Below are 23206 nucleotides of genomic sequence, written 5' to 3'. Positions count from 1 at the left end.
ATGAATCACACATTTAAATGGCAAGGCCGCCATGATGGCGAGGGTGAAGCACACCAACGTATCCACCATATCATGAACAAAACCCAACCTGCTGAATTTGCCCTGATTGGTTTTAGCTCTGATGAAGGTGTGAAGCGTAACAAAGGCCGAGTTGGCGCTGCCGAAGCACCAGATGCAATCCGTACTCAACTGGCTAATTTACCAATTCATCGCCCAGTCAGTATTCTCGATTTGGGTACAGTGACCTGCGAATATGAGAATTTAGAGCAAGCCCAAACTGAGTTGGCGGAGCAAGTCGCAAACAGCTTGCAAAATGGTTTGAAACCGATTGTATTGGGCGGTGGACATGAGGTTGCGTTTGGCAGCTTTAGCGGTCTGTTCCAATATGTACAAGCCCACGCGCCAGATAAAAAAATAGGCATTATTAATTTTGATGCCCACTTTGATTTGCGTGAAGCAGAGCATGCCACCTCTGGAACACCTTTTTTACAAGCAGCGCGCCTTTCAGAACAGCATCAAAAACAATTTAATTATTTATGTATTGGGGTCGCCAACCATGCCAATACTAAAGTTTTGTTTGATACAGCTGATGCGCTGAATTGTTCATATTTACGCGATCATGAGGTTAATATTTTTAACCTAAACAACGTGCTCGCGGCGGTTGACGCTTTTATTGAAAAAGTAGACTGTTTGTACGTTACGATTGATTTAGATGTCTTCGAGGCTGCGGTTGCACCGGGGGTCAGTGCGCCAGCTGTAAAAGGAATTGATTTAGCCACTTTTGAAGCGATTTTTAAGCATATTCGAGAGACTGGAAAAATCAAACTTTTAGATATTGCTGAATGCAATCCAAAATTTGATTTAGACAATAGAACAGCAAAACTGGCTGCCTATATTGTTTATCAATATTTGTTTTCTTGAGAAACAATTTTTAGTGTAGAAATTAAAAAGTGCACTGAGATCGTTCATGTGCACTTTTTTTTAAGTTCTTGGTCTATTAAAGTCAGATGTGGAATATAGATAGCAACTATAAATAATATAATTAATAAGAAAATTAATTTATAAAATCATCTAGTTAAAAAAATACTCGATTTTTACACCATTTTATATGCTGCTTGGCACGTAATTTGTTTTGTCTTTATTTTAACCTTTGTTAAATATTTCTGGATAATTAAATGAAAAACAGAACCTTACAATTGGCTTGTATCAGTGTTTTATTTTGGATGTCTCATTCTTCTAATGCTACAACCCCCGAAATAAATACAAATAGCATCGAAAAATCACAATCTAAACAAAACAGTAATGTCTCTGTTCGAGTGAAAGCTTTAAACCAACTTTTACAAGAGCAGTGGGAATATACTTTGAAAAATAGTCCTGAAACTGCAACCGTTTTAGGAGATTTACGCTATAACAATCGATGGACTGAGCTTTCAAAAAATCAGATCGAGAAAGATAAAAAAAGTACGCAAAATTTTTTAAATCGTTTTGAAGCAATTGATAGCACAGGGTTTTCAGCAACTGATCAATTAAATAAAGATTTAATGATTTATCAGTTGAAAGAAACACTTAAAAATTATGATTTGAAACTCTATGAGATGCCTTTTAATCAAATGTGGGGGCTACATTTACAATTTCCAGGATTTATTAGTTCGATTCCATTTGATAATGCTAAGCAATATCAAGACTATATTGCTCGTTTAAAACAGATTCCTCTTATTCTTGATCAAGGGATTCAGTTAGCGAAACAAGGCCAAAAAGATGGCTTGATGCCACCCAAATATTTAATTGAAAAGGTGGCAAAGCAGATTAATAGCATTGCAGTTCCCGCAGGGAAGGACAGTGTATTTGCTTCTCCATTAAAGCAATTTCCAAAAAATATTTCGAAAGCAGAACAAGAGCGTTTAAGCCGTGAAGTGCTACAAGCCATAGATCAGAATGTTCGGCCTGCCTATCAAAAACTCGGAGCATTTATTCAGAAAGATTACTTACCCTATGGACGACAACACGAGGGTATATGGAGCTTGCCAAACGGTGACGAGCTCTATCGCTTTTATGTAGAAAATAATACGACAACCTCGGAAAGCCCTGAAAATATTCATCAGCTCGGATTAAAAGAAGTTGCTCGTATAGAAGCGGAAATGCTGAAAATTGCCAAAGCACAAGGTTTCAGTGACTTAAAAAGTTTCCAACAATCTTTAAAAACAAATCCTGCGGTTTTCCCAAAATCTCGTGAAGAAATTTTAGAGATTTATCGAGGGTACATTGCCCAAATGCAACCAGAGTTGCCGAAGCTGTTTGGTTTATTACCCAAAAATAAAGTCGAAGTTTTGCCTGTAGAGCAATATCGAGAAAAAGAAGCGGCAGGTGCGGAGTATCACCAAGGCACGCCTGATGGTTCACGCCCCGGACAAGTGTATGTAAATACAGGGGACTTCTCTGAACGTTCCAAAATATCAATGGAAGCGACCGCTTACCATGAGGCCATTCCCGGGCACCATATGCAGATTGATATTGCCCAAAACCTGCCAAATTTGCCGATGTTCCGAAAGCAGCCCAACCATACCGCCTATATTGAAGGATGGGCACTTTACGCAGAGCAACTGGGCAAAGACGTTGGTTTCTATAAAGACCCGCTTTCAGACTATGGAAGACTATCGAGTGAGTTGTTCCGTGCTTGTCGTCTAGTGGTTGACACTGGCGTACATTATAAAAAATGGACCCGTCAGCAAATGATTGATTTTATGCGTGAACATTCTGCTTTAGATGAACCCGATATTCAGGCAGAGGCAGATCGCTATATTGCTATTCCTGCCCAAGCATTAGCTTACAAGATGGGACAACTGAAAATTTTAGAGCTACGGGAGCTCGCCAAACAGGAGCTTGGAGACCGTTTTGATATCAAAGCATTCCATGACATGATTTTAAATGCAGGAACACTGCCTTTAAATATTCTGGATGCGCGTATTAAAAATTGGATTAAGGAACAAAAAGCGGCAGCTTAAAACTAAAATCGAAATTTAGATCAGGTCCTCGTTGGGCCTGATTTAAAAACCAATAGAAAACAGAATATAATTATAAAAAATATATTTTATTTCAGAACTTTAAAATGGAAAAATCTTTAAAAGAATACCAAGCTATTATTTTTGATATGGACGGTACTTTAGTCGACTCCTTTAGCTTCTTTTTAGGGGCATTAAATCAGCTTGCCAAGAAGCATAAATTTAAATCTGTAGAGCTACATGAAATAGAGCAGTACAAACATCTTTCACCAAAAGAAATTATGAAAGAGATGAAAGTCTCCAGATGGAAATTGCCTTGGATTGCCAAAGATTTCATTCGTTTAATGAAAGAAAGAGATCAAGACGTTTACATGTTTGAGGGCATGCGGGACCACTTAATTGAACTGCATAAGCGGGGATATACGCTCGCAATTATTACTTCAAACTCTAAAGAAAACTGTCAAAGTATTCTTGGTACAGAACTATGTGAACTTTTTAGCCATATTGATGGTGGCTCGTCTATATTTGGCAAAGCTAAACGAATTAAGCGTCTTCTCAATATTTTGAATTTAAATAAAGAGCAGGCCATTTATGTTGGTGACCAAACGACTGATGGCGAAGCTGCACATAAAGCAGGTATTGATTTTGCTGCCGTCGGTTGGGGTTATACATCGGCCGAAAAATTAAAAACCATTCAGCCCAAAGTCGTGCTAACAGACTTGGCAACCATGAAAAAATTTTTCTAAATATATGAAATGCAGGACAAACCATGAATAACAATAACAACCCGATTGGAATGATTGATTCTGGTTTAGGCGGATTGTCTCTCTTTAAGCATATTCGGCAGGCCCTTCCGAATGAAGATATTATCTATTTCGCTGACTCGAAATATGTCCCTTATGGAGACAAAGAAAGCGACTGGATTGTTTCACGAACCACGCATTTAATTTCAAACTTAGTTGCTCAGGGCAAATGCAAAGCGATCGTGATTGCTTGTAACACCATGACGGCTGTAGCGATTGAAACGATTAGAGCGCAAATTAATGTGCCACTTATTGCAATAGAACCCGCCGTAAAACCGGCAGTAGCAATCACTCAAAGTAAGCATATTGCGGTTTTGGCAACTGCAACTACGGTAAAGGGTAAAAATTTAAAAAGTTTAATTGAAATGTATGCGCAAGATATTAGAGTGTCTTTAGTGCCTTGTATTGGCTTAGCTGAAAAAATCGAAACGGGCAAAGCACATACCGCGGAAGTTAAAGATTATTTAGAAAATATTTTGGCGCCGTTGGTCGAACAAAAAGTCGATACGATTATTTTAGGATGCACCCATTACCCATTTGTCTCAGATACGATTCAGGAAATTGTAGGTCGCGATATCCAAATTATTGAGCCTTCGGAAGCTGTAACAGCGCAATTAATACGGCAGCTTAATCAATATCATTTAAGTTCTGAAAGTCCAAATGAGGGCAACCATATTATTTGGACCAGTTCAGATCCGTTGGAAGTTGCGGATGTTACTTTTTCTTTGTTAGGTAAGCATTTACCCGTAGAAACTACTGATTTTTAAATCCAAGAAAAACGCCTAGCCCCATAAAAATGAGACCACCCATCACTGACATAGATTTTTGGGGCTTCTTCGATTTAGTTAATTTTTGGCTAATATAATTGGCTAAAAACACACAAACCACATCAGCAGAAACAAAGATCAGATTCACAATCAGCCCTAAAATAATGAATTGAAACCAAACTGGAAAATCTAATGAGGTATTAATAAATTGGGGTAAAAATGCAATATAAAAAATAGCGGTTTTAGGGTTTAAAATTTCGACCAGAATGCTCTGCTTCAAAGATAACTGACCATTTTCAACATTTTGCTGAAGAGTCGGGGACGAGGACGATTTAAGTAATTTAATGCCTAACCAAACCAAATACAAAGCACCTAAAATTTTAATAATATCATAGAGTTTTGGAATAATCTGAAAGATGGTCATTAAACCTAAAGAGGCTGCGATGATATGAAAGCATCCCCCTAAGAAAATTCCAAATGCTGCCATCAAACCAGATTTTCTGCCGCGAGAAAGCGTCTGCGCAGCGGTATACAGCATTGCTGGACCCGGAATATAAGCAAAAATAATTGTTGTAATTAAAAATGTAATGAAAAGCTCTAAAGAAATCATGTTTTACCTATCTTATTGTTACTATTTTTGAGTGAATTTTAAACAATTTAAAGTATATGAAATTTATAAGTATTTCAATTTTATAATCAGATGTATGGCTGTAAAAACTAAAAATCATCCAAAGAATGATTTAAATTCTTTGGATGATTGAAAATAAGCTTATTTAGCTTTTAGAGTCACTGTCTATTAAGCACTTTTAAGTTCCCAACGTTGGTTTGGGTCATCAGATCGTTGACTAATACCTACAGATGAACCCCAGATATGTGTCAGTACAGCATTTGGTTGGCCTTCTACAAAGATATAACCATCTTCAAATGCCCAATTAGTTTGGTACTGACGACCCGCGCCTTGTAAGAAAACATCGCCACTATGCCAATTCACTGGTTTTATTTCTTTACCATTGGTACTGTTCAATGCTGTTTGCAGTTGTTCAAAAGATTCATTTGATTTTAAGCTGACTTTTAAAATCTTTTTGACCGTATCCATATTTTTTTCATTCGTATGTAAATTTAGAGTTTTTCTAAGCTCTAAAAGGACTTTTACGGCTTCTTTTTTGAGGTCTTGAGTATTTTCATATTCTTTATATGCTTTTACATGAAGCTCCGCCATGCTCTCTTTCTTCATATTTTTTAGTAGAGCATCGATATTGTCATGGCGTAAATGCAATCGGAACTCTGACCTTGTAGTCCAATCTTTTTGATCCAAGACATCTAATTGCACAGAGGCAAGAATAATCTTATAGAGTTGTTCGTTATGCTGAGTGAAAGGGCTATTAGGTAAATCTTTAAGTTCAGGAATATCTAAAAATAGCAACGGAGAGGAAGCATATTCATGGAACTTTTGTTCGATGTGACGAATTGACTCATGAGCGAGTACTGCATCTAAAAAGTCATTCAGCTTAGTCTCATCAAGTTTACCAACAAGCTCCGATTTAATCGTTTCTTCGCCGTTACTATCAATAAAGGTATCTAATAGACTAACGATATCAAGACAATCACTGGTTTTTAAGTGGGCGAGTGTTTCTTCATCTTGCTGTGGTAAAAGACTGAGGAAATGCTCTAAGTCCTTGTCTAATAATTTATATGCAATCGCATCTGTCTTAACATAAGCACCCAGCACCCAACTAGAACGAATATCTTTAACTTTGTTGTATAGCTTATTCTCTCGCCCACTGCGATAGTCGCGGCTGTCAAAATACCAAAGTTCTTCTTCTATGTTTTTAACCTTGTCATGTACTGTAAATAGTCGATCATTTGTATGCGAGTAAGCTATCTTACCCGTTTCTCCAAGTGAACTTACAGCATCTTGTAAGCCATGGGTTTGTCCACCGTATGCGCTTGCGATACATGCACCTGTTTCTTTGTTAACGATTCTAAAGTTTCCACCTGGAAAGCCATTAGCCATGATAAGTCGCTCCTTATAATTAGAAAGTTTTTGTAATAGTCGAAATTTATAGTTATTAGGCAAATTTCGAAGCGTGATTTATATCATGATTTTTCATGTAAAAAGCCAAGTGTTTTTGTTGGTTTTTGTATATAACATGTTGATTTATTTGTATTTATTAGAATGTCTTAATAAACACCAGAGACTATACTTTAGAACTTTATAAATTCAATAAAGCTATAGAGAAATAAGTTCTAGAAAAGATGGGGAGAGAGGGCGCTTATCAACTTATGGAGTAGGGCGTTCTATAAGATGTTTTATCCCTAGATATTCTTCATCTTAGACGTATTTATATAAACTATTAAATTAGAATTAACGATTAATCTATTTTATTAACTAAATATATATAACCCAAGTTTATATTTTAAATTTAATTAAAAGCTATAAATATAAAATAAGGTTCAATATTATATAAACATTAATTAAATTATTATATTTAAACTTTTTCATTAAAATAAATTGACGTTCTTTATTATACCGATTAATATTTCGTTGCTGGCCTACATTGCCAGTCGGTTTTAGCAGACCGTATCCTAGCGAATGGGTTATACTTTCTGAGTATTTCCCATGTGGAACCTTTGTGCCCCCTTTTTCTCTATGGTAGGGCGGAAGGGGGACGCGTTCGCGCGTGCTGGTCGCTAGGTCAGTCTGCTAACCCTCTTTCGTTCTGCCACCCTAATCAATTGACGGTGATTTGGTGGTAGGACTCCATTTTTAAGGAGTTGGCTATGCCACAATTCAAACTCATTTTCTCTCTCATTTAACTATTTTATTTATTTAAAATTTGGGTTTTCTATATCCTGATTTTTTAAATTTATAAATTATTTTTATTTTAAAATTTTAATTATTTTGTTTTCCTATATTTGTAGGAGGATTAACTGTTATTTAAAAAATTATTTTAATATTTAAATTAATCATATTTTTATTTTATTTAAAGATATAAATAATCATGAGAATAATATGAAACTTCATAAATTTATATTAGTTTTAAACCTTGTGGTCGGTGCTTACAGTATTACAAATGATGATGCCAATGCTCAGCAGGAATTTAAAAGAATTTGTTTATCAGATGAACACATGCAAGCCAGTTGCGATTGTGTTTGCCAACAGCTCGCGCAAGTGTATTCACCTCAAATCGTGCAACGTTTAAAACACACCAGTTTGCAAAGTCCTTTTCTCCCACAGGACTTTGCCCCTAATTTGTTTAGCAGCATTCAACGCTGCGACAAAAATGAAATGGGCTAAGTTCGCTTAGCTCCTTTATCTCTGTGTCGCAATGATCTCTCAAACTTTAAATCAGTGCAAAAGTAAAAGTCCGTTGTGACATAGGGTCCTAGATGGGGGTGTTCTCTACTATTAAACTAGATTTTCTTTCGTGGAAAAGCCTCTGTGTAGCGGTATGAAGGCAATAAAAAAGCCCGCTATGCAGTTATACATATCGGGCTTAATCAATCAGTTATTAAAGCAGGTGATGCCTTAATAATGATCTTTTGAATTACTCTACAGTTACTGACTTCGCCAAGTTACGTGGCTGGTCAACGTCTGTACCACGTAATACAGCAACGTGATAAGACAACAACTGAACTGGTACGCTATAAACGATTGGAGCTAGCCATTCGTTTACTGCTGGAATATGCACAACGTGTTGACGGTCTTTTCCATTGATTCCGCTATTTTCATCAGCGAAAACAAATAATTCACCACCACGTGCCTGAACTTCTTCCATATTTGATTTGAGCTTATCAAGCATTTCATCATTTGGAGCAAGAATGACGATCGGCATTTCATTATCAACAAGTGCTAATGGACCGTGTTTTAACTCACCAGCTGCATAGCCTTCTGCATGAATATATGAAATCTCTTTTAGCTTTAATGCGCCTTCCAATGCGATTGGATAATTCGTACCACGGCCTAAGAATAAGCAGTGATTTTTTTCAACGAATAATTCAGACAAACGCAAAATTTCTGGATCATGTTTAAGCGTATCAAGAATAACTTTCGGGCTGTGCCATAACTCACGTGTAATTTCTTCAAGAAGAGCAGGGCTAATACGTTGTTTAACTTGACCAATTTTCAAGATTAACAACATAAGCGCAGCAAGCTGAGTCGTGAACGCTTTAGTTGATGCAACACCAATTTCAGGACCAGCAAGCGTCAATAAGTGATGATCAGTTTCACGAACCATTGAAGACGTCGCAACGTTACAGATAGTCAAAGTCTGAATATCGATATTGTTTGCTTTCGCACGCTTTTGAGTTTCACGTAGTGCAGCTAAAGTATCAGCAGTTTCACCTGACTGAGAAATACAAATATAAAGTGTATTTTCAACAATTACAGGGGTGCGATAGCGGAATTCACTTGCGATTTCAACTTGGCAAGGCACGCCGATCAGTTGTTCAAACCAATATTTCGCAATCATTCCTGAGTGGTAACTTGTACCACAAGCAATGATTTGTACGCTTTGAATTTTGTTGAAATCTGCATCAGCATTTTTCAAGAAATCATCACGTAAGCTGTTGCCATCAAGCGCTTGAGAAATTGTTTGCTTGATTGCTTCTGGTTGCTCATAAATTTCTTTGAGCATGTAGTGTTTGTATTCACCTTTTGATGCACTACTTACAGTTGCATCAAGCTCTCGTACTGGACGCTCAACGCGTTCGCCATTTGCAAATACTTCAATTGAAGTACGAGTAAGACGTGCAATATCGCCTTCTTCTAGGTACATAAAGCGGTTAGTTACAGGCAAAAGTGCAAGTTGGTCTGAACTAATAAAGTTTTCACCAATACCTACACCAATGACTAGAGGCGAACCTTCACGTACAGTGATGAGTTCATCTGGATAATCGCTGTGGATAATACCTAGGGCGTAAGCACCTTTAAGCTGAGGTACAACAGTTTCAACAGCTTCTAAAAGACTATCTGTGCTTTTTAGAGCTTCAGCAACTAAGTGTGCAACAACTTCTGTATCTGTTTGAGAAGTAAAAACGTAACCTAAAGCTTGAAGGTCGTCTTTTAATTCTTGGTAGTTTTCAATGATACCGTTATGTACAACAGCAACCTTACCAGACATATGCGGGTGAGCATTGTTTTCAGTTGGTTTACCGTGTGTTGCCCAACGGGTATGTGCAATCCCGATAGCCCCTGTAAGCTGGTGTTCAGCAACTGCATCGGCAAGATTAATAACTTTACCTACACGACGCTCACGTAAAATTTGTTGGTTATTCAGTAAAGCAACACCCGCAGAATCATAACCGCGGTATTCAAGACGTTTTAAACCTTCAATTAAAATCTCGGTTACACAACGTTCTGCAACGCCTCCGACGATACCACACATACTTCAATCCTCTTATTTTTTAACCTTTTGGGGACGTTGATAATTTGCTTTTGAAATTTGTTGCGCACGTTCAAAGGAGAGACTTTGTTCGGCTACATCTTTCGTAATCACAGAACCCGCACCAACTGTTGCGCCATTCCCAATGGTTACCGGAGCAACCAGCGAGCTATTAGAACCGATAAAAACGGCATCGCCAATAGTGGTTTTGTGTTTATTTGCACCGTCGTAATTACAAGTAATCGTACCTGCCCCAATATTCGATTCAGCACCGATTTCTGCGTCACCTAAATAGGTGAAATGGTTAGCTTTACTACCCAATCCAATCGTTGTATTTTTAACTTCAACAAAGTTGCCGATATGTACTTCATTTGCCAATTTAGCGCCTGGGCGTAAGCGTGCAAATGGTCCAATTTGAGCATTTTCACCTACAACTGCGCCATCAAAAACGCTATAGGCTTGAACTTTAGTGCCTGCTGCAATTTTGGTGTTCTTTAAAATACAACCAGCGCCGATTTCTACAAAATCGCCCAGTTCACAGTCACCTTCAATAATCACATTTACGTCAATACGAACGTCATGTCCAACTTTCACAGAACCGCGTAAGTCAAAGCGTGCAGGGTCTGCAAAAGTTACGCCTTGTTGCATCAGCTCTTTTGCTTGCTGTTGCTGGAACTCACGTTCAAGTGCAGCAAGTTGTAAGCGGTCATTGACCCCTTCAACTTCAAAAGCGAGTTCTGGTTGAATAGATGCGATTTCTAGACCATCTGCAACAGCCATTGCTACGATGTCAGTTAGATAATATTCGCCTTGCGCATTTTCATTTGAAAGTTTAGGCAACCATTCATGAAGTTTTGCGTTGCTAACACAGTAAATACCTGTGTTGATTTCTTGAATCTGACGCTGAGCTTCGTTTGCATCTTTATGTTCAACAATCGCTTGAATCTTACCTTCTTGACGAACGATACGACCATAACCTGTTGGGTTGTCGACATGTAAAGTAATCATGCCAATGCCCGTTTTACTTGAAACGTCAACAAGTTGCTCTAGCGTTGTTTGACGTACTAAAGGTACATCACCATAAAGAATTAATGAAATACCGTCTTTAGGAAGTACTGGTAAAGTCATTTGTACCGCATGACCTGTACCTAATTGTTCTGCTTGTTCAACCCATTGAATCTTTTCTTGTGCAAAAGTTTGTTTGACGTGGTCACCACCATGTCCATAAATCGTAATAATATTTTCTGCGTGTATTTTTTTTGCTGTTTGAATGACATGTCCTAAAAGTGGGCGACCCGCTAAAGGTTGTAGTACTTTAGGAAGCTGAGAACGCATACGCGTTCCTTTGCCAGCAGCAAGAATAATGACGGTAGTTGACATGTATAACTCTAATGATTTAACTCAAATGGATAATAATTAGTGTACAAAGAGCAGCCCATACACCGGCAATAATATCGTCAAGCATAATACCAAAACCACCATGCACTTGACGATCAATAACGCGTATAGGCCAAGGTTTCCAAACATCGAAAATCCGAAATAATATAAATCCCCCAATCACCCACATCCAATTCATTTGTTGTAAATAAAGCAGGGGAAGGAAGGTAATAGATTGACCTGCAAACTCGTCCCACACAATACGACCATCATCGTGTACATCAATAACTTTTGCAGTTTGACCACAAATATAAATTCCCACCAAGGACATGATGAGAATAGCGATCAAGCTTAAGTTAAAGCCAAGCGATAACCAGATTGGAACGAAAAGTAGGGCAAAGGCAGAGCCAAAAGTACCAGGTGCTTTAGGTGCGAGACCAGATCCGAAACCAACTCCACAGAAAACGATGCAGCGGTTGAACCAAGACATGTCCTTAAAATGAATCGGTGGCTTATGCAAAGTGTTGGTATCCATGAATTTGCAATGGGTAATCTGAACCCAAATGCTCAAAAGTTAGTTGTGTTTGCTCAACGATCTCTCCGATCATTGTAATCTTAATGTCTAGTTGTTTTTGCAAAAGTTTTTCATAATTTTGCGGTGTTATTGTAAAACATAACTCGTAATCATCGCCACCAGCTAGCGCATATTGCCAGCGCCGCTGTTCTGGTAATTCTTCTAGCGTTGAATCAATCGGTAACTTTTCTAAAAGTAATAGGGCACCGACCTTTGAAGCTTTTAATATATGGCCTAAATCTTGGGCTAATCCATCAGAAATATCAATCATACTAGAGGCTAATCCCTTCAATTGCTGTCCAAGCTGACAACGTGGGGTCGGGTAGTCTAGTCTTTTTTGTAATGGATGACCTAGGTGCTGTAAACCATACGCTGCATCACCAACTTGACCGCTCACACAAACATAGTCACCGACTTTGGCACCTGAACGTAACACGGCTTGTCCGGTTTCAATCCAGCCCATGGCCGTAACAGTAATGGTGAGATGAGGGCCTTGAGTCGTATCTCCGCCAATAAGAGCAACGCCAAATTGATTACAGCAGTCATAGATACCCTGACTGAATCCTTCAAGCCATTCATGATCAATTGTAGGTAGGCTGAGCGCCAGTAAAATACTATGCGGTTTTGCCCCCATTGCTGCAATATCTGAAAGATTAACAGCTACGCTTTTCCAGCCAATTGCATGGGCAGAAGTATCAAGAGGAAAATGACGTCCAGCAACCAGTGTATCTGCACAGATCACCAATTGTTGGTTTGCGGGAGGGGTAATTAAGGCTGAGTCATCTCCAATACCCAAGGTGACATCTGTGTAAGATTGTCTGTTAAAGTATTGGTCAATAATAGAAAACTCAGCCATATCAACTTCAAACCTATTAGTTTGCTTGTTGTTTTTCAGCACTACGTAGTGTTGAACTTAAACGATCTAGAACGCCATTAATGTATTTATGGCTATCTGCTCCACCAAAGTGTTTAGCGAGTTCAATAGCTTCATCTAGAACTACTCGGTAAGGTACTTCTAAATGATCACGTAATTCGTAAGCACCCAAGCGTAATGTTGCTAGCTCTACACCATCAAGTGCACTAAGTTCACGGTCAAGTACCGGAATAAGTAATGCATCAAGATCTTCGTGCTGTGCAATCACTTGTGTTAGCAGTTCGTGATAGTAGTTTAAGTCTACCTTGTGCATTGCATTTTCAGCGCGGGTGCGTGCTTCGATTTCATGTACAGGGTTGTGACTCATTTGCCACTCATAAATACCTTGTACAGCAAAACGACGTGCTTTACGTTTTGCTGCATAAGCGGCTTGCAGTGTTTGAGACATGCTTTAAATTGCCTTTAATAAATTAACCATTTCAATAGCAGTCAATGCAGCTTCGCTACCTTTGTTTCCTGCTTTTGTACCTGAACGTTCGATGGCTTGCTCGATGCTATCAGTAGTTAATACACCATTGATGACAGGCAAGCTGCTTTCTAACGCGACTACACCTAAACCTTTTGCACATTCACCTGCAACGAAGTCAAAATGTGGTGTGCTACCACGAATAACTGCGCCAAGTGCGATAATGGCATCAAACTGGTTTGATGTAGCTAATTTTTTAGCAACAATCGGGAGTTCCCATGCGCCAGGAGCGTGAATAACAGTAATGTTATCTTCATTTACACCATGGCGTTTTAATGTGTCGATTGCACCATCCAATAAGTGTTCAACAACAAAGCTGTTGAAACGACCCACTAAAATCGCATAACGACCTTCGCTTGCGAGATGTAATAAACCTTCAATACGGCGAATTGCCATAGCAACCTCGATTATTTCGTTGTGATTTGATCAGCAGTGACATATTCCACTACTTCTAAATTAAAGCCAGATAAGGCATTGAAACGTAATGGTGAGCTAAGAAGCTTCATTTTTTCAACACCTAAATCACGCAAAATTTGAGCACCGACACCAATGGTTTGATATTGATGTGAAAGTGCTGCATTGGATTTCACCGGTTTTGGCTTATTTAAATCATCCAACGCTGGTCCCAAGTCTTGCAAATGATCTTGTCCGATCCAGACTAAAACACCGCGATCACTCGCTGCAATTGTCTGTAGGGCACGGTCTAAATTCCACGCAGGTTCACCATCAGCTTTATTCAGCTTAAGCAAATCGCGAATTGGACTAAAACCATGCACACGTACTGTTGTAACACCTTCTTTTGGCTCGCCTTTAACTAAAGCTAAATGAATGTCCGGGTTACCAATCTCACGATAACGATAAAGTTCAAATGAACCATATTCTGTTTGAATGGTTTTTTGATCCAGACGTTCAACCGTTTGCTCATTAGTCATGCGGTAGTGAATCAAGTCCGCAATTGTACCAATTTTTAAGCCATGCTTCTCGGCAAAAATTTCTAAATCTGCACGGCGTGCCATTGTGCCATCTTCATTAATGATTTCACAAATGACAGAAGCTGGTTCAAGACCTGCTAAACGTGCTAAATCACAACCTGCTTCAGTATGACCTGCACGATGTAAAACACCGCCTGGTTGAGCCATTAACGGGAAAATATGACCCGGCTGTACGATATCAGTTGGTTTTGCATGCGCTGCGACAGCAGCTTGAATAGTATGTGCACGCTCTGCTGCTGAAATACCCGTGGTAATACCTTCGGCAGCTTCAATTGATAAGGTAAAGTTTGTACTGTGCTGAGCACCGTTTTGGTCAACCATTAATGGAAGGTTTAACTGTTTACAGCGCTCACGGCTTAGCGTTAGGCAAACTAGACCACGTGCATGGGTAATCATGAAGTTAATATCTTCAGGACGAACATGCGTTGCTGCAATGACAAGATCACCTTCATTTTCGCGATCTTCGTCATCCATCAAGATAACCATTTTGCCTGCACGAATATCGGCGACAAGATCTTCAACACGACTCAGCGGCATTCGCTTTCACCTTTTTTTGTCGTAAGACAATTTCTATTTAATAAATTTTGCATAGTTTACGCTGTTTAGAGAATTTTGCCTATGATTCTGATTTATCCAAATTTGTGACATCTAAGAATAGATCGAGATTTATTTATACAAATAAATCATAAGAAAAAGGAGGGGTTTTAAATAAAAGCTATGAATTTAAATAAAAAAAACCTAGCCAAAAGGCTAGGTTCTGATGCGCGTAGTTACTTTTTATGAAGCTGCACTACTTGGACTATCATTTTGTGGAATTGATTTTTTCCCCATTAAAATTTCAGTCCGGATATTTTGGGCAAGTTCAGCACATTCTGCATTCATACCATTGATCATAAATGCATGACGTGTCATCACATTGCTTGGGTTTGGCATAGCAACAAGTTGGTAGCTGTCTTGAATTGCTTTGAGCTGTTCATTCTCAAGATATAAAGCAGACTCTTTAGCATGAAGATGCTGTGCTAAACGTTGAGCAGCTTCTTTTGCATCGATTTGCATAGCTTCCACAGCATTACACGTTGCACTACGAGTTTGCAGCGCAAAACGTTTATCTTCACGGTAACGTTTATATAAAACATCTGAAAGTAATTGGAATACGGTTCCAATCATAAGCAGACATTCTACAGCATGCGTATGAGAGGTTGAAATCGCAAGTGTCGCGCCGTCGGCATTAAACTCATCTACTACTTCAATATCTGTGAGCTTCAATTGATAATGCTTAACGCATAACTCAATACTCTTGTTTAAAAAGAGCTGGCAGAGTTTGAAATAAGGAACAGATACCGATTGGTTAACACTGCTTAATAACTGTTTAGGGTCATAAAACTGAATATTGAGTGCCAACGTATGTTGGTCAGCTGAATCTGAAGTTTTCTCAGCTTGTTGGCGAACTGCTGGTTTCGCTTTAGCTTGTTGCTGAGCTTGTGCAACTAAGGTTACCGTATTTTGTTTTTCTAGAGCCAATGCTTGAGTTAACTGCTGAATTTCATGCTTCAAGCGGTTTTCTTCATTAATGCGTGCCAAATATTCGCTTCGTGTTGGACGAGCAATCGCGCGATAGGCAAGCCATAATAAAACATGCAAAAACAGAGAAGCTAAAATTGCAAGCCATTGAGTACGAAGAATTTCTCCAATACTTGGCTGAATCAACGTAACTTCAATAGATCCGACTTTCTTTTCATTTTGAAGGGCATCACGAGCAAAAATTTCGCCTTGGCGGGTTTTTGAAATTCCGCTTGTTGCTAGAACCTGTTTGTTCGCATCAAGAATGCGAATAGACGCAACACTTGGATTGGTCGCATAGCGATTGGCAATCAGAGCTAAAGACACCGTATTAGCAGGTTCAAGCTCAGATAAGCTGTCTGCAACGAGCTGACTGGTCATGAGCTGACCTTGACTCGCACGGTTTTCATTAAGCTGGTGTGTCGTTGCAATGACCAATAAAAAGGTATGCAATGCAAAACTAACGATCAGTAGGCTAGCAAATAGCCCTTGTCTAGGCGCAATCAAGTTAAACTTCCAAGGCAATTATATTGAAATTCGATTATGATTCTTACAATAGTTGTCACTCAGACTAGAGTCAATTCATGCGAGAAATCATTCTTATATCCTTTTTAGGACCGGACCAACCAAACCAGTTTACCCGATTAATGCAAGTACTATCCGTACATTCATTGCAAATACTGGATGTAGGTCAGGCTGTTATTCATAATCAACTTACATTAGGCATTGTGGTCGCTTCTGATAATGAAACTGCGACCGCATTGGCAATGAAAGAGATTTTGATTTTAGCACATGATATTGGCTTAACAGTGCGCTTTAAACCAATCACGGGCGCAGAATACGATCAATGGGTAAGTGAAGGTGGTCGGACTCGTTATATCGTCACGGCTTTAGCCCCAGAACTCACTGCGGCACACTTACAAGCAGTTACAAAAATTGTGTCTAGCCAAGGCTTTAACATCGAAACAGTAACGCGTTTATCAGGTCGTGTAGACTTTGAAAAGGATAGCGCATTCCCACGTCGTGCCTGTGTACAGTTTGGTCTAAGTAGTGGCCCAACTTTAGATGCACAAGCCATGCGTGCTGCATGTTTGCTTCTTTCAAGCGAATTAAATATTGATGTTGCTGTGCAAGAAGACAACGCTTATCGCCGTAACCGCCGTTTGGTGTGTTTTGATATGGACTCAACATTAATTGAACAAGAAGTGATTGATGAGTTGGCGATTGAAGCAGGGGTAGGGGCACAAGTTGCTGAAATTACTGAAAGAGCAATGCAAGGTGAGCTTGATTTCCAGCAAAGCTTCCGTGCACGTGTTGCATTATTAAAAGGGCTTGATGCCGCTGTTTTACCTAAAATTGCAGAGCGTTTAACCATTACCGAAGGTGCAGAGCGTCTTATCTCGACCTTAAAGGCACTTGGCTATAAAACGGCAATTTTATCTGGTGGATTCCAGTATTTTGCTGAATATTTACAAGGCAAACTCGGTATTGATGAAGTTCACGCTAACATTTTAGATGTGCAAGACGGTTTCGTAACAGGCGAAGTAAAAGGTGCGATTGTAGATGGCGCCCGTAAAGCTGAGTTATTACGCGAACTTGCAAATAAGATGGGGATTTCTCTAGAGCAAGCGATGGCAGTAGGCGATGGGGCAAATGACTTACCAATGCTTGCGATTGCAGGCTTAGGCGTTGCTTATCGTGCAAAACCATTAGTACGCCAAAATGCAAATCAGGCAATTTCAAGTGTTGGTTTAGATGGTGTGCTTTATTTACTCGGTATGCATGATAAAGATTTAAATCGTGCTTAACCTATATGGATAAGCTTTAAGCGCTACTTCAGAGTAGCGCTTTTTTTATGCAGAATAGTCATAAAAACAAGCAAGTTATGACAAAATTTTGCACAGAAAAAAAGCAATAAAAAAATCTGAAAAAAACTTATTTTGGTCCTTAAAAACAGCATATTTTTTTGTAATGACACGCCAGAATTGATGCCATATAGGGAATCGAACTTTTTGAATTTTACAAAAATGTAATGACAAAAGAATGTTGCGACAAAGTATGTCGCATTAAGAAAAAACGGGTCTTTTTTTCTAAAAAAAAACATCCATAATGCATCGTAAGCTTCAACACAAATCATGAATTAAAGTTGTTTTTGGAATGAGGTCGGGTATTAAAGACCGAATGTTTTTAGACGTTTTCATTAAGACGGAGGTTTCTATGGTAACAGCGAATTTTGCCGCTATCGCCGGATTCAGCTTAATTGCTGTCGCGCTTGTTGCTGTTTTCTTTTCTCCTTACCGTCGTTGGCTTGGTTTTATGCTTGCAGGGATGTTCTTTTGGGGGCTATTGGAAGTGGTCCGTTTTGGAGTTCAAGTCACTTTTGAAATGCCAGTCACATATAGTTATTTAACTGCATTAAGTCTAGCGATGGTAATGGTTACATTTATTTTGTTACGTGAGGATAAACAAGCACAAAAGGCATTGGCAAATCGCCAATATATAGAACACACGCCAGTATATGAAGATGATCAGCAGCAATGTTCTAGCCGATAATTAAATTGTTATCTAACGGTAAAAAGGTATGCACAGCATGCCTTTTTCATTTACGAAACGTGATTTTTATTATACAAAGCATTTATTAAAAAATAGCCAGTTATGCTACGATAGATGGGTCTGTTGACGTTTCATCTAGATTGCGTTGCCAGCTAAAAAATATCAATTGATGCATAAAACATAGGCAATGGTATGACCTTGCTAAGTTTTGCTCTAAAGTTTTCATAAAAATACAATAGGCGTGAATGTTCATGAAACTTTCTTCCATACCTGTAGTCAAGTTACCTCTTGTTGATGTCAGTACAGACCCATTAGATTTGTTGGTAGCAGGTTTAGTGCTGCGTATGAAGCAGTTGGCGCGTACTAGCCCTAAGTTTATTGAACTGATTCATGACCGCGCATTCCGTATTCAGATCGGTACGGATTTAGGTGTTGCACGTCAAATCATTATTAATAATGGTCAGATTGATACCGTTGCAGGCGTACCTGAAAAGGCTGATTTTATTTTGCAATTTGCAGACAGTGAGCAAGGTGTAAAAACTTTGATCAAAGGTGACCCAACAGCATTTATGACGGGTATGCAAGACGGCAGCATTAAAATGGAAGGTGACTTCAGCCTATTGGTATGGTTCAACCAAGTTGCTAAGCTCATTCCACCTAAGTTACCAAAACCAGTGAAAGATAAAGTACGTCAGGCGCGTGCTTTCATTAAAGAGAAAACTGGTCGCTAATATCCAGCTATAAAAAAACTCCCATTTTGGGAGTTTTTTTATATTTATGCTCCGACTTCCAGATTGAATGTCACCGGACCATCATTTATTAAATGTACTTTCATGTCAGCAGCAAATATTCCAGTTTGAACTTTTTCAAATTGAGAATGCGCATATTCAACCAATTGCTCGTATAAAGCTTTTGCGTCGCTAGGTGGCATTGCTGGGCCAAAGTCTGGACGCAGACCTTTTTGTGTTTGTGCCATCAAGGTAAATTGTGACACAAGCAAGATTCCACCATTTGCTTGAGACACGTTCCAGCCCATTTTGCCTTGTTCATCATCAAAAATTCGATATTTCAAAATTTTATCAATAAGCTTTTGACCAATAGCCAAAGTATCATCTCGGCCAATGCCTAAAAACACCAGTAGGCCGTGTTGGATTTCGCCTGTAGTTTCATCGTCTACAACCACTTTAGCTTCAAGAACTCGTTGTATTAAAGCGCGCATAGTTAAAGCAAATTTCTATAATTAATTGAATTAACGTAGTTTAGCAGAATTTAAATTAAATGATTTTTAAAAGGAAATTTCATGGAACTGCAACAATGGTATAAAACCTCGTAATTCATCCATAAAAATATGCTTTAATGCTAAGAAGCAAGCGAATAATCATTGACTATGTCTCCAATTATCCATTCTTTACTAGATACAGACTTGTACAAATTTACGATGCTACAAGTGGTTCTGCATAAATTCCCGCAAACGCATAGTGTCTATCATTTTCGTTGCAGAAACTTAGAAGATACAGTCTATCCATTAGTGGATATTTTGGATGACTTAAACGAGCAACTCGACCATTTGTGTAGCCTTAAATATAAAGAAGACGAGCTACAATATTTACGAAAATTACGCTTTATTAAAAGTGACTTTGTCGATTACTTAGAATTATTCCAACTCAAACGTCGTTTTATTCAGGCTAGCATTGATGCAGAAGGCCGTTTAGATATTCATATTGAAGGACCGATGGTTCAGGCGATGATGTTCGAGATTTTTGTTCTGGCGATTGTAAACGAGTTGTATTTTAGCCGTATCAAAACAGACCAAGTTTGGGCCGAAGGCGAACGCCGTTTACAAGCAAAACTCGATTTGATTCAGCAATATGAAAAATCTCAACAGCCAAACGATCCACCGTTTTTAGTTTCTGATTTTGGTACACGTCGTCGTTATAGCTTTGCTTGGCAAAAACATGTCGTAGCGGCATTTCATAAAACTGTACCAAATGTGTTCCGGGGTACAAGTAATGTGTTGCTGGCTAAAGAGCTTAACATTACACCGATCGGGACCATGGCACATGAATTCCTACAAGCGTTTCAGGCACTTGATGTACGTTTGCGTGATTTCCAAAAAGCTGCTTTAGAAACGTGGGTACAAGAGTACCGTGGAGATTTAGGAATTGCCCTAACTGATGTGGTAGGGATGGATGCTTTCTTACGCGACTTTGACCTTTATTTTGCCAAACTATTTGATGGTTTACGTCATGACAGTGGCGACCCGTATGAATGGGGTGATAAGGCGTATGCACATTACCGTAAATTAAAAATTGATACCAAAACCAAAATGCTGACCTTTAGCGATGGCCTTAATTTGCCAAAGGCATGGGAATTGCATCAATACTTTAAAGATCGTTTTCAGGTGAGTTTCGGTATTGGTACTAACCTAACCAACGATATGGGGCAAAAGCCGCTAAATATTGTGCTGAAACTGGTTGAATGTAATGGTCAATCAGTTGCGAAGATCTCTGATAGTCCGGGTAAAACCATGACTGACAACGATACTTTCTTGGCCTATTTACGTCAGGTTTTTGAAATCGAAGAACTTGAAGAAGTGGTTTAAGTAAAAAGTAGTCTCGCTATTTTTTATTTTTAAAAGTGAGAATGCTGATATCTGATTTTCTGCTAAAGCGTAGCAGAAAATCAGAGTTTGTTAGATATATGCTTATGCTAAGATTGAAAATAAGCTGGTATAAAAAGAAACCATGACGATGACACTCCCTGATTTTAAACTCGATTTATTAATAGAAGCAGAAGAATTAGTGCCTTATTTAGGCAATGAATATATTCGCATTATAGATTTGAGCCGTGCATCGGTTTATGAACAACTCCATATTCCACATGCCATTCATTTACAGCCTAAATGGTTAGTGGCTCAGCATGAAGAAGCAACTGGTGTTTTGCCGGATGAAGCGGGTTTACAAGCACTGATTGAAAAATTGAATATTTCACCTAATCATCATGTTGTGGTTTATGACGATGAAGGTGGGGCATGGGCTGGGCGTTTAATCTGGAATTTGCATTGTCTAGGATTTACCCGTACCAGTTTAATTAACGGGGGTATCCATGCATGGTTAGGTGCAGGCTTACCAACTACAGCAGAAGTTGAAAAAATTTCTCCTGTTACAGACTTAATTCAAATTGATTTATCACATGCCGCTCAGTTCCGTGTGAACTATGAAGAGCTACGCAAACAAGTTGAGCAAGAAAGTGTGCAACTGTGGGATTGCCGGACGAGTGATGAATATAGTGGTGTCCGTTTAGCAGCGCGACGCGGCGGTCACATTCCAAATGCCCTCCATTTTGAATGGAGTACTGCACTTAATCGTCAAAATCATCTAAAATTGCATCCGCTTGAACGCACGCGGCAGCGCCTTGAACAACTTGGGTTCGATTTACAACAACCTGTAGTTGTGTACTGCCAGTCACATCACCGTTCCGGTTTGGCCTATATTCTGGCTAAACTCTTGGGCTGGGAAGCAAAAGCCTATGATGGTGCGTGGAGTGAATGGGGCAATCGCCTCGATAGTCCTATTATTACTGGAGAATCACCGTCGTGAGTTTCACATCTCGATTAAAAAAAGAATTATTTATTAAGGCACAAAACCTTGTACCACAGCATCAATTGAGCCGTGTGGTAGGTAAAGTTGCTGCGAGTGAAAATCCAGTTGTGAAAAACGCTGTTATTCATGCGTTTAAAGCTAAATATGGGATTGATTTATCGATTGCTGAACAAGGCAATGCACTGAAATATAAATCTTTTAATGACTTTTTTACCCGTGCATTAAAAGAAGGTGTACGTCTCGTTGACGAAAATGCAGATAGCATTGTGTCACCAGCGGACGGCGCAATTTCCCAAATTGGTAAAATTACTGCGGGTGAAGTCTTTCAAGCAAAAGGTCAAAGTTTTTCTGTAGAGAAATTAATTGGCGATCCACAACTTGCTCAACCATTCCAAGACGGTGAGTTCGCGACAGTTTATTTATCACCGCGTGATTACCATCGTGTTCATATGCCATTTGCAGGGACATTAACAGAAACATTATATGTGCCAGGCGAGCTATTTTCGGTAAATCAGGTCACTGCTGAAAATGTACCTGGATTATTTGCTCGTAATGAACGTATGGTGTGTTTGTTCGATACTGAACTTGGCCGTATGGCTGTTGTTCTAGTGGGTGCGATGATTGTTGCTGGTATTGAAACTGTGGCAACAGGCAAGGTAAAACCTTCAGGCCGTATCGAATTACAACATCATCAGTTAAAGCTAGAGAAAGGTGCTGAGCTTGGACGTTTTTATTTAGGTTCTACAGCTGTTATTTTATTTGAAAAAGATAAGATCGAATGGGAACAACGTTTTAAAGCTGAGTCTGTAGTTGTAATGGGCGAGCGCATGGGACATACCGTTTAGTCCGTTATATAGCTCCCTAAAAACAAGTAAACCCTGACTTTAATTATTCAGGGTTTTTTTTGATTTAAATTATATAAACCTAAAATATATAATTATGTTTGGATTTATATTATATAGAAATATAATTATTATTAAGTGATCTAAATGAGTACGTTATATAAGCTAGTCTATAAATATGTATCTGAAGAGAGCAAAATATTAATATGATTAAAAATTAATAAATAAAAATAGAATGAAATATTTAAGTTAGACTTAAGTCGAGGTTTTAATTTTATTTGAAGATAAGTTATTAAATCTAAAAAATTTATTTAGTTTTTTTATAAGCATGAAGCGCTTTTTAGATATTACAC

Annotated in this window: 22 protein-coding genes and 1 pseudogene; 11 read left to right on the top strand and 12 right to left on the bottom strand. The window is 38.7% G+C overall.

The genetic code is table 11. The annotated features are described in order from the left end of the window. From hutG to murI, 4 genes are all read left to right on the top strand, one after another. The gene (gene hutG, locus AW165_RS04960; protein WP_060465135.1) at window positions 1-921 is read left to right on the top strand and encodes a formimidoylglutamase; all 921 of its coding nucleotides are present in this window, start codon (window positions 1-3) and stop codon (window positions 919-921) included. Between the two features lie 254 nt (window positions 922-1175). Next, window positions 1176-3002, top strand: a complete 1827-nt coding sequence (locus AW165_RS04955; RefSeq protein ID WP_060465134.1) for a DUF885 domain-containing protein — start codon at window positions 1176-1178, stop codon at window positions 3000-3002. Between the two features lie 104 nt (window positions 3003-3106). Continuing rightward, entirely contained in the window at window positions 3107-3745 is a 639-nt protein-coding gene (locus tag AW165_RS04950; protein ID WP_060465133.1) for an HAD family hydrolase, read from the top strand. A gap of 23 nt (window positions 3746-3768) precedes the next feature. After that, window positions 3769-4569 (top strand): glutamate racemase, encoded by an 801-nt coding sequence (murI, locus tag AW165_RS04945; RefSeq protein WP_060465132.1) that lies wholly within the window; start codon window positions 3769-3771, stop codon window positions 4567-4569. Here murI and AW165_RS04940 read toward each other — a convergent pair. Together AW165_RS04940 and AW165_RS04935 are read right to left on the bottom strand one after the other, a co-directional pair. Continuing rightward, window positions 4556-5179: a LysE family translocator gene (locus AW165_RS04940; protein WP_060465131.1), complete on the bottom strand. Its 624-nt coding sequence runs from the start codon at window positions 5177-5179 to the stop codon at window positions 4556-4558. The two genes, murI and AW165_RS04940, sit on opposite strands and share 14 nt — an antisense overlap. Before the next feature lie 186 nt (window positions 5180-5365). After that, a complete protein-coding gene (locus AW165_RS04935) occupies window positions 5366-6583 on the bottom strand; it encodes a hypothetical protein (protein WP_060465130.1) in 1218 nt (405 codons plus the stop codon). A gap of 999 nt (window positions 6584-7582) precedes the next feature. Here AW165_RS04935 and AW165_RS04930 point away from each other — a divergent pair. After that, window positions 7583-7877, top strand: a pseudogene (locus tag AW165_RS04930) (hypothetical protein). A 240-nt stretch (window positions 7878-8117) separates the two neighbouring features. Here the strand turns inward: AW165_RS04930 and glmS are convergent. From glmS to AW165_RS04890, 8 genes are all read right to left on the bottom strand, one after another. Next, window positions 8118-9956 carry a glutamine--fructose-6-phosphate transaminase (isomerizing) gene (gene glmS / locus AW165_RS04925; protein WP_060465128.1) on the bottom strand — a complete coding sequence of 613 codons (1839 nt, stop codon included), beginning with the start codon at window positions 9954-9956 and terminating at the stop codon, window positions 8118-8120. A gap of 12 nt (window positions 9957-9968) precedes the next feature. Next, window positions 9969-11333: a bifunctional UDP-N-acetylglucosamine diphosphorylase/glucosamine-1-phosphate N-acetyltransferase GlmU gene (glmU, locus tag AW165_RS04920; RefSeq protein WP_060465127.1), complete on the bottom strand. Its 1365-nt coding sequence runs from the start codon at window positions 11331-11333 to the stop codon at window positions 9969-9971. A 16-nt stretch (window positions 11334-11349) separates the two neighbouring features. Then, a complete protein-coding gene (locus tag AW165_RS04915) occupies window positions 11350-11865 on the bottom strand; it encodes a phosphatidylglycerophosphatase A (protein WP_016143831.1) in 516 nt (171 codons plus the stop codon). Then, complete coding sequence (gene thiL / locus AW165_RS04910; RefSeq protein ID WP_060465126.1) at window positions 11843-12760, bottom strand: thiamine-phosphate kinase; 918 nt, start codon at window positions 12758-12760, stop codon at window positions 11843-11845. The genes AW165_RS04915 and thiL overlap by 23 nt, the downstream gene beginning before the upstream one ends. 16 nt (window positions 12761-12776) lie before the next feature. Beyond that, window positions 12777-13226: a transcription antitermination factor NusB gene (nusB, locus tag AW165_RS04905; protein ID WP_002119137.1), complete on the bottom strand. Its 450-nt coding sequence runs from the start codon at window positions 13224-13226 to the stop codon at window positions 12777-12779. A 3-nt stretch (window positions 13227-13229) separates the two neighbouring features. Continuing rightward, window positions 13230-13700 (bottom strand): 6,7-dimethyl-8-ribityllumazine synthase, encoded by a 471-nt coding sequence (gene ribE / locus AW165_RS04900; RefSeq protein WP_002119264.1) that lies wholly within the window; start codon window positions 13698-13700, stop codon window positions 13230-13232. A gap of 11 nt (window positions 13701-13711) precedes the next feature. Beyond that, window positions 13712-14833, bottom strand: a complete 1122-nt coding sequence (gene ribBA, locus AW165_RS04895; RefSeq protein WP_002119278.1) for a bifunctional 3,4-dihydroxy-2-butanone-4-phosphate synthase/GTP cyclohydrolase II — start codon at window positions 14831-14833, stop codon at window positions 13712-13714. Window positions 14834-15073: 240 nt separating this feature from the next. Further along, window positions 15074-16381, bottom strand: coding sequence for a hypothetical protein (locus tag AW165_RS04890; protein WP_081410545.1), 1308 nt, complete (start codon window positions 16379-16381; stop codon window positions 15074-15076). A 59-nt stretch (window positions 16382-16440) separates the two neighbouring features. On the opposite strand from AW165_RS04890, the gene serB reads away from it, so the two are divergent. Beyond that, window positions 16441-17664 carry a phosphoserine phosphatase SerB gene (serB, locus tag AW165_RS04885; protein ID WP_005804373.1) on the top strand — a complete coding sequence of 408 codons (1224 nt, stop codon included), beginning with the start codon at window positions 16441-16443 and terminating at the stop codon, window positions 17662-17664. A gap of 23 nt (window positions 17665-17687) precedes the next feature. Here serB and AW165_RS20260 read toward each other — a convergent pair whose 3' ends face one another. After that, on the bottom strand, window positions 17688-17960 hold the full coding sequence (locus tag AW165_RS20260; protein WP_060465124.1) for a hypothetical protein: 273 nt from the start codon (window positions 17958-17960) through the stop codon (window positions 17688-17690). 113 nt (window positions 17961-18073) lie between these two features. Here AW165_RS20260 and aciT point away from each other — a divergent pair, with 113 nt between their 5' ends. Together aciT and AW165_RS04870 are read left to right on the top strand one after the other, a co-directional pair. Then, window positions 18074-18409, top strand: a complete 336-nt coding sequence (gene aciT, locus AW165_RS04875; RefSeq protein ID WP_002119105.1) for a ciprofloxacin tolerance protein AciT — start codon at window positions 18074-18076, stop codon at window positions 18407-18409. Window positions 18410-18660: 251 nt separating this feature from the next. After that, the gene (locus tag AW165_RS04870; protein WP_060465123.1) at window positions 18661-19140 is read left to right on the top strand and encodes a hypothetical protein; all 480 of its coding nucleotides are present in this window, start codon (window positions 18661-18663) and stop codon (window positions 19138-19140) included. A 44-nt stretch (window positions 19141-19184) separates the two neighbouring features. Here AW165_RS04870 and dtd read toward each other — a convergent pair whose 3' ends face one another. Then, window positions 19185-19628, bottom strand: a complete 444-nt coding sequence (gene dtd, locus AW165_RS04865) for a D-aminoacyl-tRNA deacylase (RefSeq protein ID WP_060465122.1) — start codon at window positions 19626-19628, stop codon at window positions 19185-19187. Between the two features lie 168 nt (window positions 19629-19796). Between dtd and pncB the strand changes: the two genes are divergently transcribed. The 3 genes from pncB (at window position 19797) to asd (ending at window position 22856) form a co-directional block, all read left to right on the top strand. Beyond that, window positions 19797-21011 carry a nicotinate phosphoribosyltransferase gene (gene pncB / locus AW165_RS04860; RefSeq protein ID WP_060465121.1) on the top strand — a complete coding sequence of 405 codons (1215 nt, stop codon included), beginning with the start codon at window positions 19797-19799 and terminating at the stop codon, window positions 21009-21011. Between the two features lie 148 nt (window positions 21012-21159). Beyond that, a complete protein-coding gene (locus AW165_RS04855) occupies window positions 21160-22008 on the top strand; it encodes a sulfurtransferase (RefSeq protein ID WP_060465120.1) in 849 nt (282 codons plus the stop codon). After that, a complete protein-coding gene (gene asd, locus AW165_RS04850; protein WP_002119172.1) occupies window positions 22005-22856 on the top strand; it encodes an archaetidylserine decarboxylase in 852 nt (283 codons plus the stop codon). The genes AW165_RS04855 and asd overlap by 4 nt, the downstream gene beginning before the upstream one ends. Window positions 22857-23206: the final 350 nt, after the last annotated feature.

It is taken from the genome of Acinetobacter sp. LMB-5 (assembly GCF_001541635.1).
Lineage (GTDB): Bacteria > Pseudomonadota > Gammaproteobacteria > Pseudomonadales > Moraxellaceae > Acinetobacter > Acinetobacter pittii.
This window is presented reverse-complemented; position numbering and strand designations above follow the sequence as displayed.

What these genes read in the sequence shown, in the direction of transcription:
- hutG (WP_060465135.1), top strand. Translation starts at nt 1, where the DNA reads ATGAATCACACATTTAAATGGCAAGGCCGCCATGATGGCGAGGGTGAA.
- AW165_RS04955 (WP_060465134.1), top strand. Translation starts at nt 1,176, where the DNA reads ATGAAAAACAGAACCTTACAATTGGCTTGTATCAGTGTTTTATTTTGG.
- AW165_RS04950 (WP_060465133.1), top strand. Translation starts at nt 3,107, where the DNA reads ATGGAAAAATCTTTAAAAGAATACCAAGCTATTATTTTTGATATGGAC.
- murI (WP_060465132.1), top strand. Translation starts at nt 3,769, where the DNA reads ATGAATAACAATAACAACCCGATTGGAATGATTGATTCTGGTTTAGGC.
- AW165_RS04940 (WP_060465131.1), bottom strand. Translation starts at nt 5,179, where the DNA reads ATGATTTCTTTAGAGCTTTTCATTACATTTTTAATTACAACAATTATT.
- AW165_RS04935 (WP_060465130.1), bottom strand. Translation starts at nt 6,583, where the DNA reads ATGGCTAATGGCTTTCCAGGTGGAAACTTTAGAATCGTTAACAAAGAA.
- glmS (WP_060465128.1), bottom strand. Translation starts at nt 9,956, where the DNA reads ATGTGTGGTATCGTCGGAGGCGTTGCAGAACGTTGTGTAACCGAGATT.
- glmU (WP_060465127.1), bottom strand. Translation starts at nt 11,333, where the DNA reads ATGTCAACTACCGTCATTATTCTTGCTGCTGGCAAAGGAACGCGTATG.
- AW165_RS04915 (WP_016143831.1), bottom strand. Translation starts at nt 11,865, where the DNA reads ATGGATACCAACACTTTGCATAAGCCACCGATTCATTTTAAGGACATG.
- thiL (WP_060465126.1), bottom strand. Translation starts at nt 12,760, where the DNA reads ATGGCTGAGTTTTCTATTATTGACCAATACTTTAACAGACAATCTTAC.
- nusB (WP_002119137.1), bottom strand. Translation starts at nt 13,226, where the DNA reads ATGTCTCAAACACTGCAAGCCGCTTATGCAGCAAAACGTAAAGCACGT.
- ribE (WP_002119264.1), bottom strand. Translation starts at nt 13,700, where the DNA reads ATGGCAATTCGCCGTATTGAAGGTTTATTACATCTCGCAAGCGAAGGT.
- ribBA (WP_002119278.1), bottom strand. Translation starts at nt 14,833, where the DNA reads ATGCCGCTGAGTCGTGTTGAAGATCTTGTCGCCGATATTCGTGCAGGC.
- serB (WP_005804373.1), top strand. Translation starts at nt 16,441, where the DNA reads ATGCGAGAAATCATTCTTATATCCTTTTTAGGACCGGACCAACCAAAC.
- AW165_RS20260 (WP_060465124.1), bottom strand. Translation starts at nt 17,960, where the DNA reads ATGTTTTTTTTTAGAAAAAAAGACCCGTTTTTTCTTAATGCGACATAC.
- aciT (WP_002119105.1), top strand. Translation starts at nt 18,074, where the DNA reads ATGGTAACAGCGAATTTTGCCGCTATCGCCGGATTCAGCTTAATTGCT.
- AW165_RS04870 (WP_060465123.1), top strand. Translation starts at nt 18,661, where the DNA reads ATGAAACTTTCTTCCATACCTGTAGTCAAGTTACCTCTTGTTGATGTC.
- dtd (WP_060465122.1), bottom strand. Translation starts at nt 19,628, where the DNA reads ATGCGCGCTTTAATACAACGAGTTCTTGAAGCTAAAGTGGTTGTAGAC.
- pncB (WP_060465121.1), top strand. Translation starts at nt 19,797, where the DNA reads ATGTCTCCAATTATCCATTCTTTACTAGATACAGACTTGTACAAATTT.
- AW165_RS04855 (WP_060465120.1), top strand. Translation starts at nt 21,160, where the DNA reads ATGACACTCCCTGATTTTAAACTCGATTTATTAATAGAAGCAGAAGAA.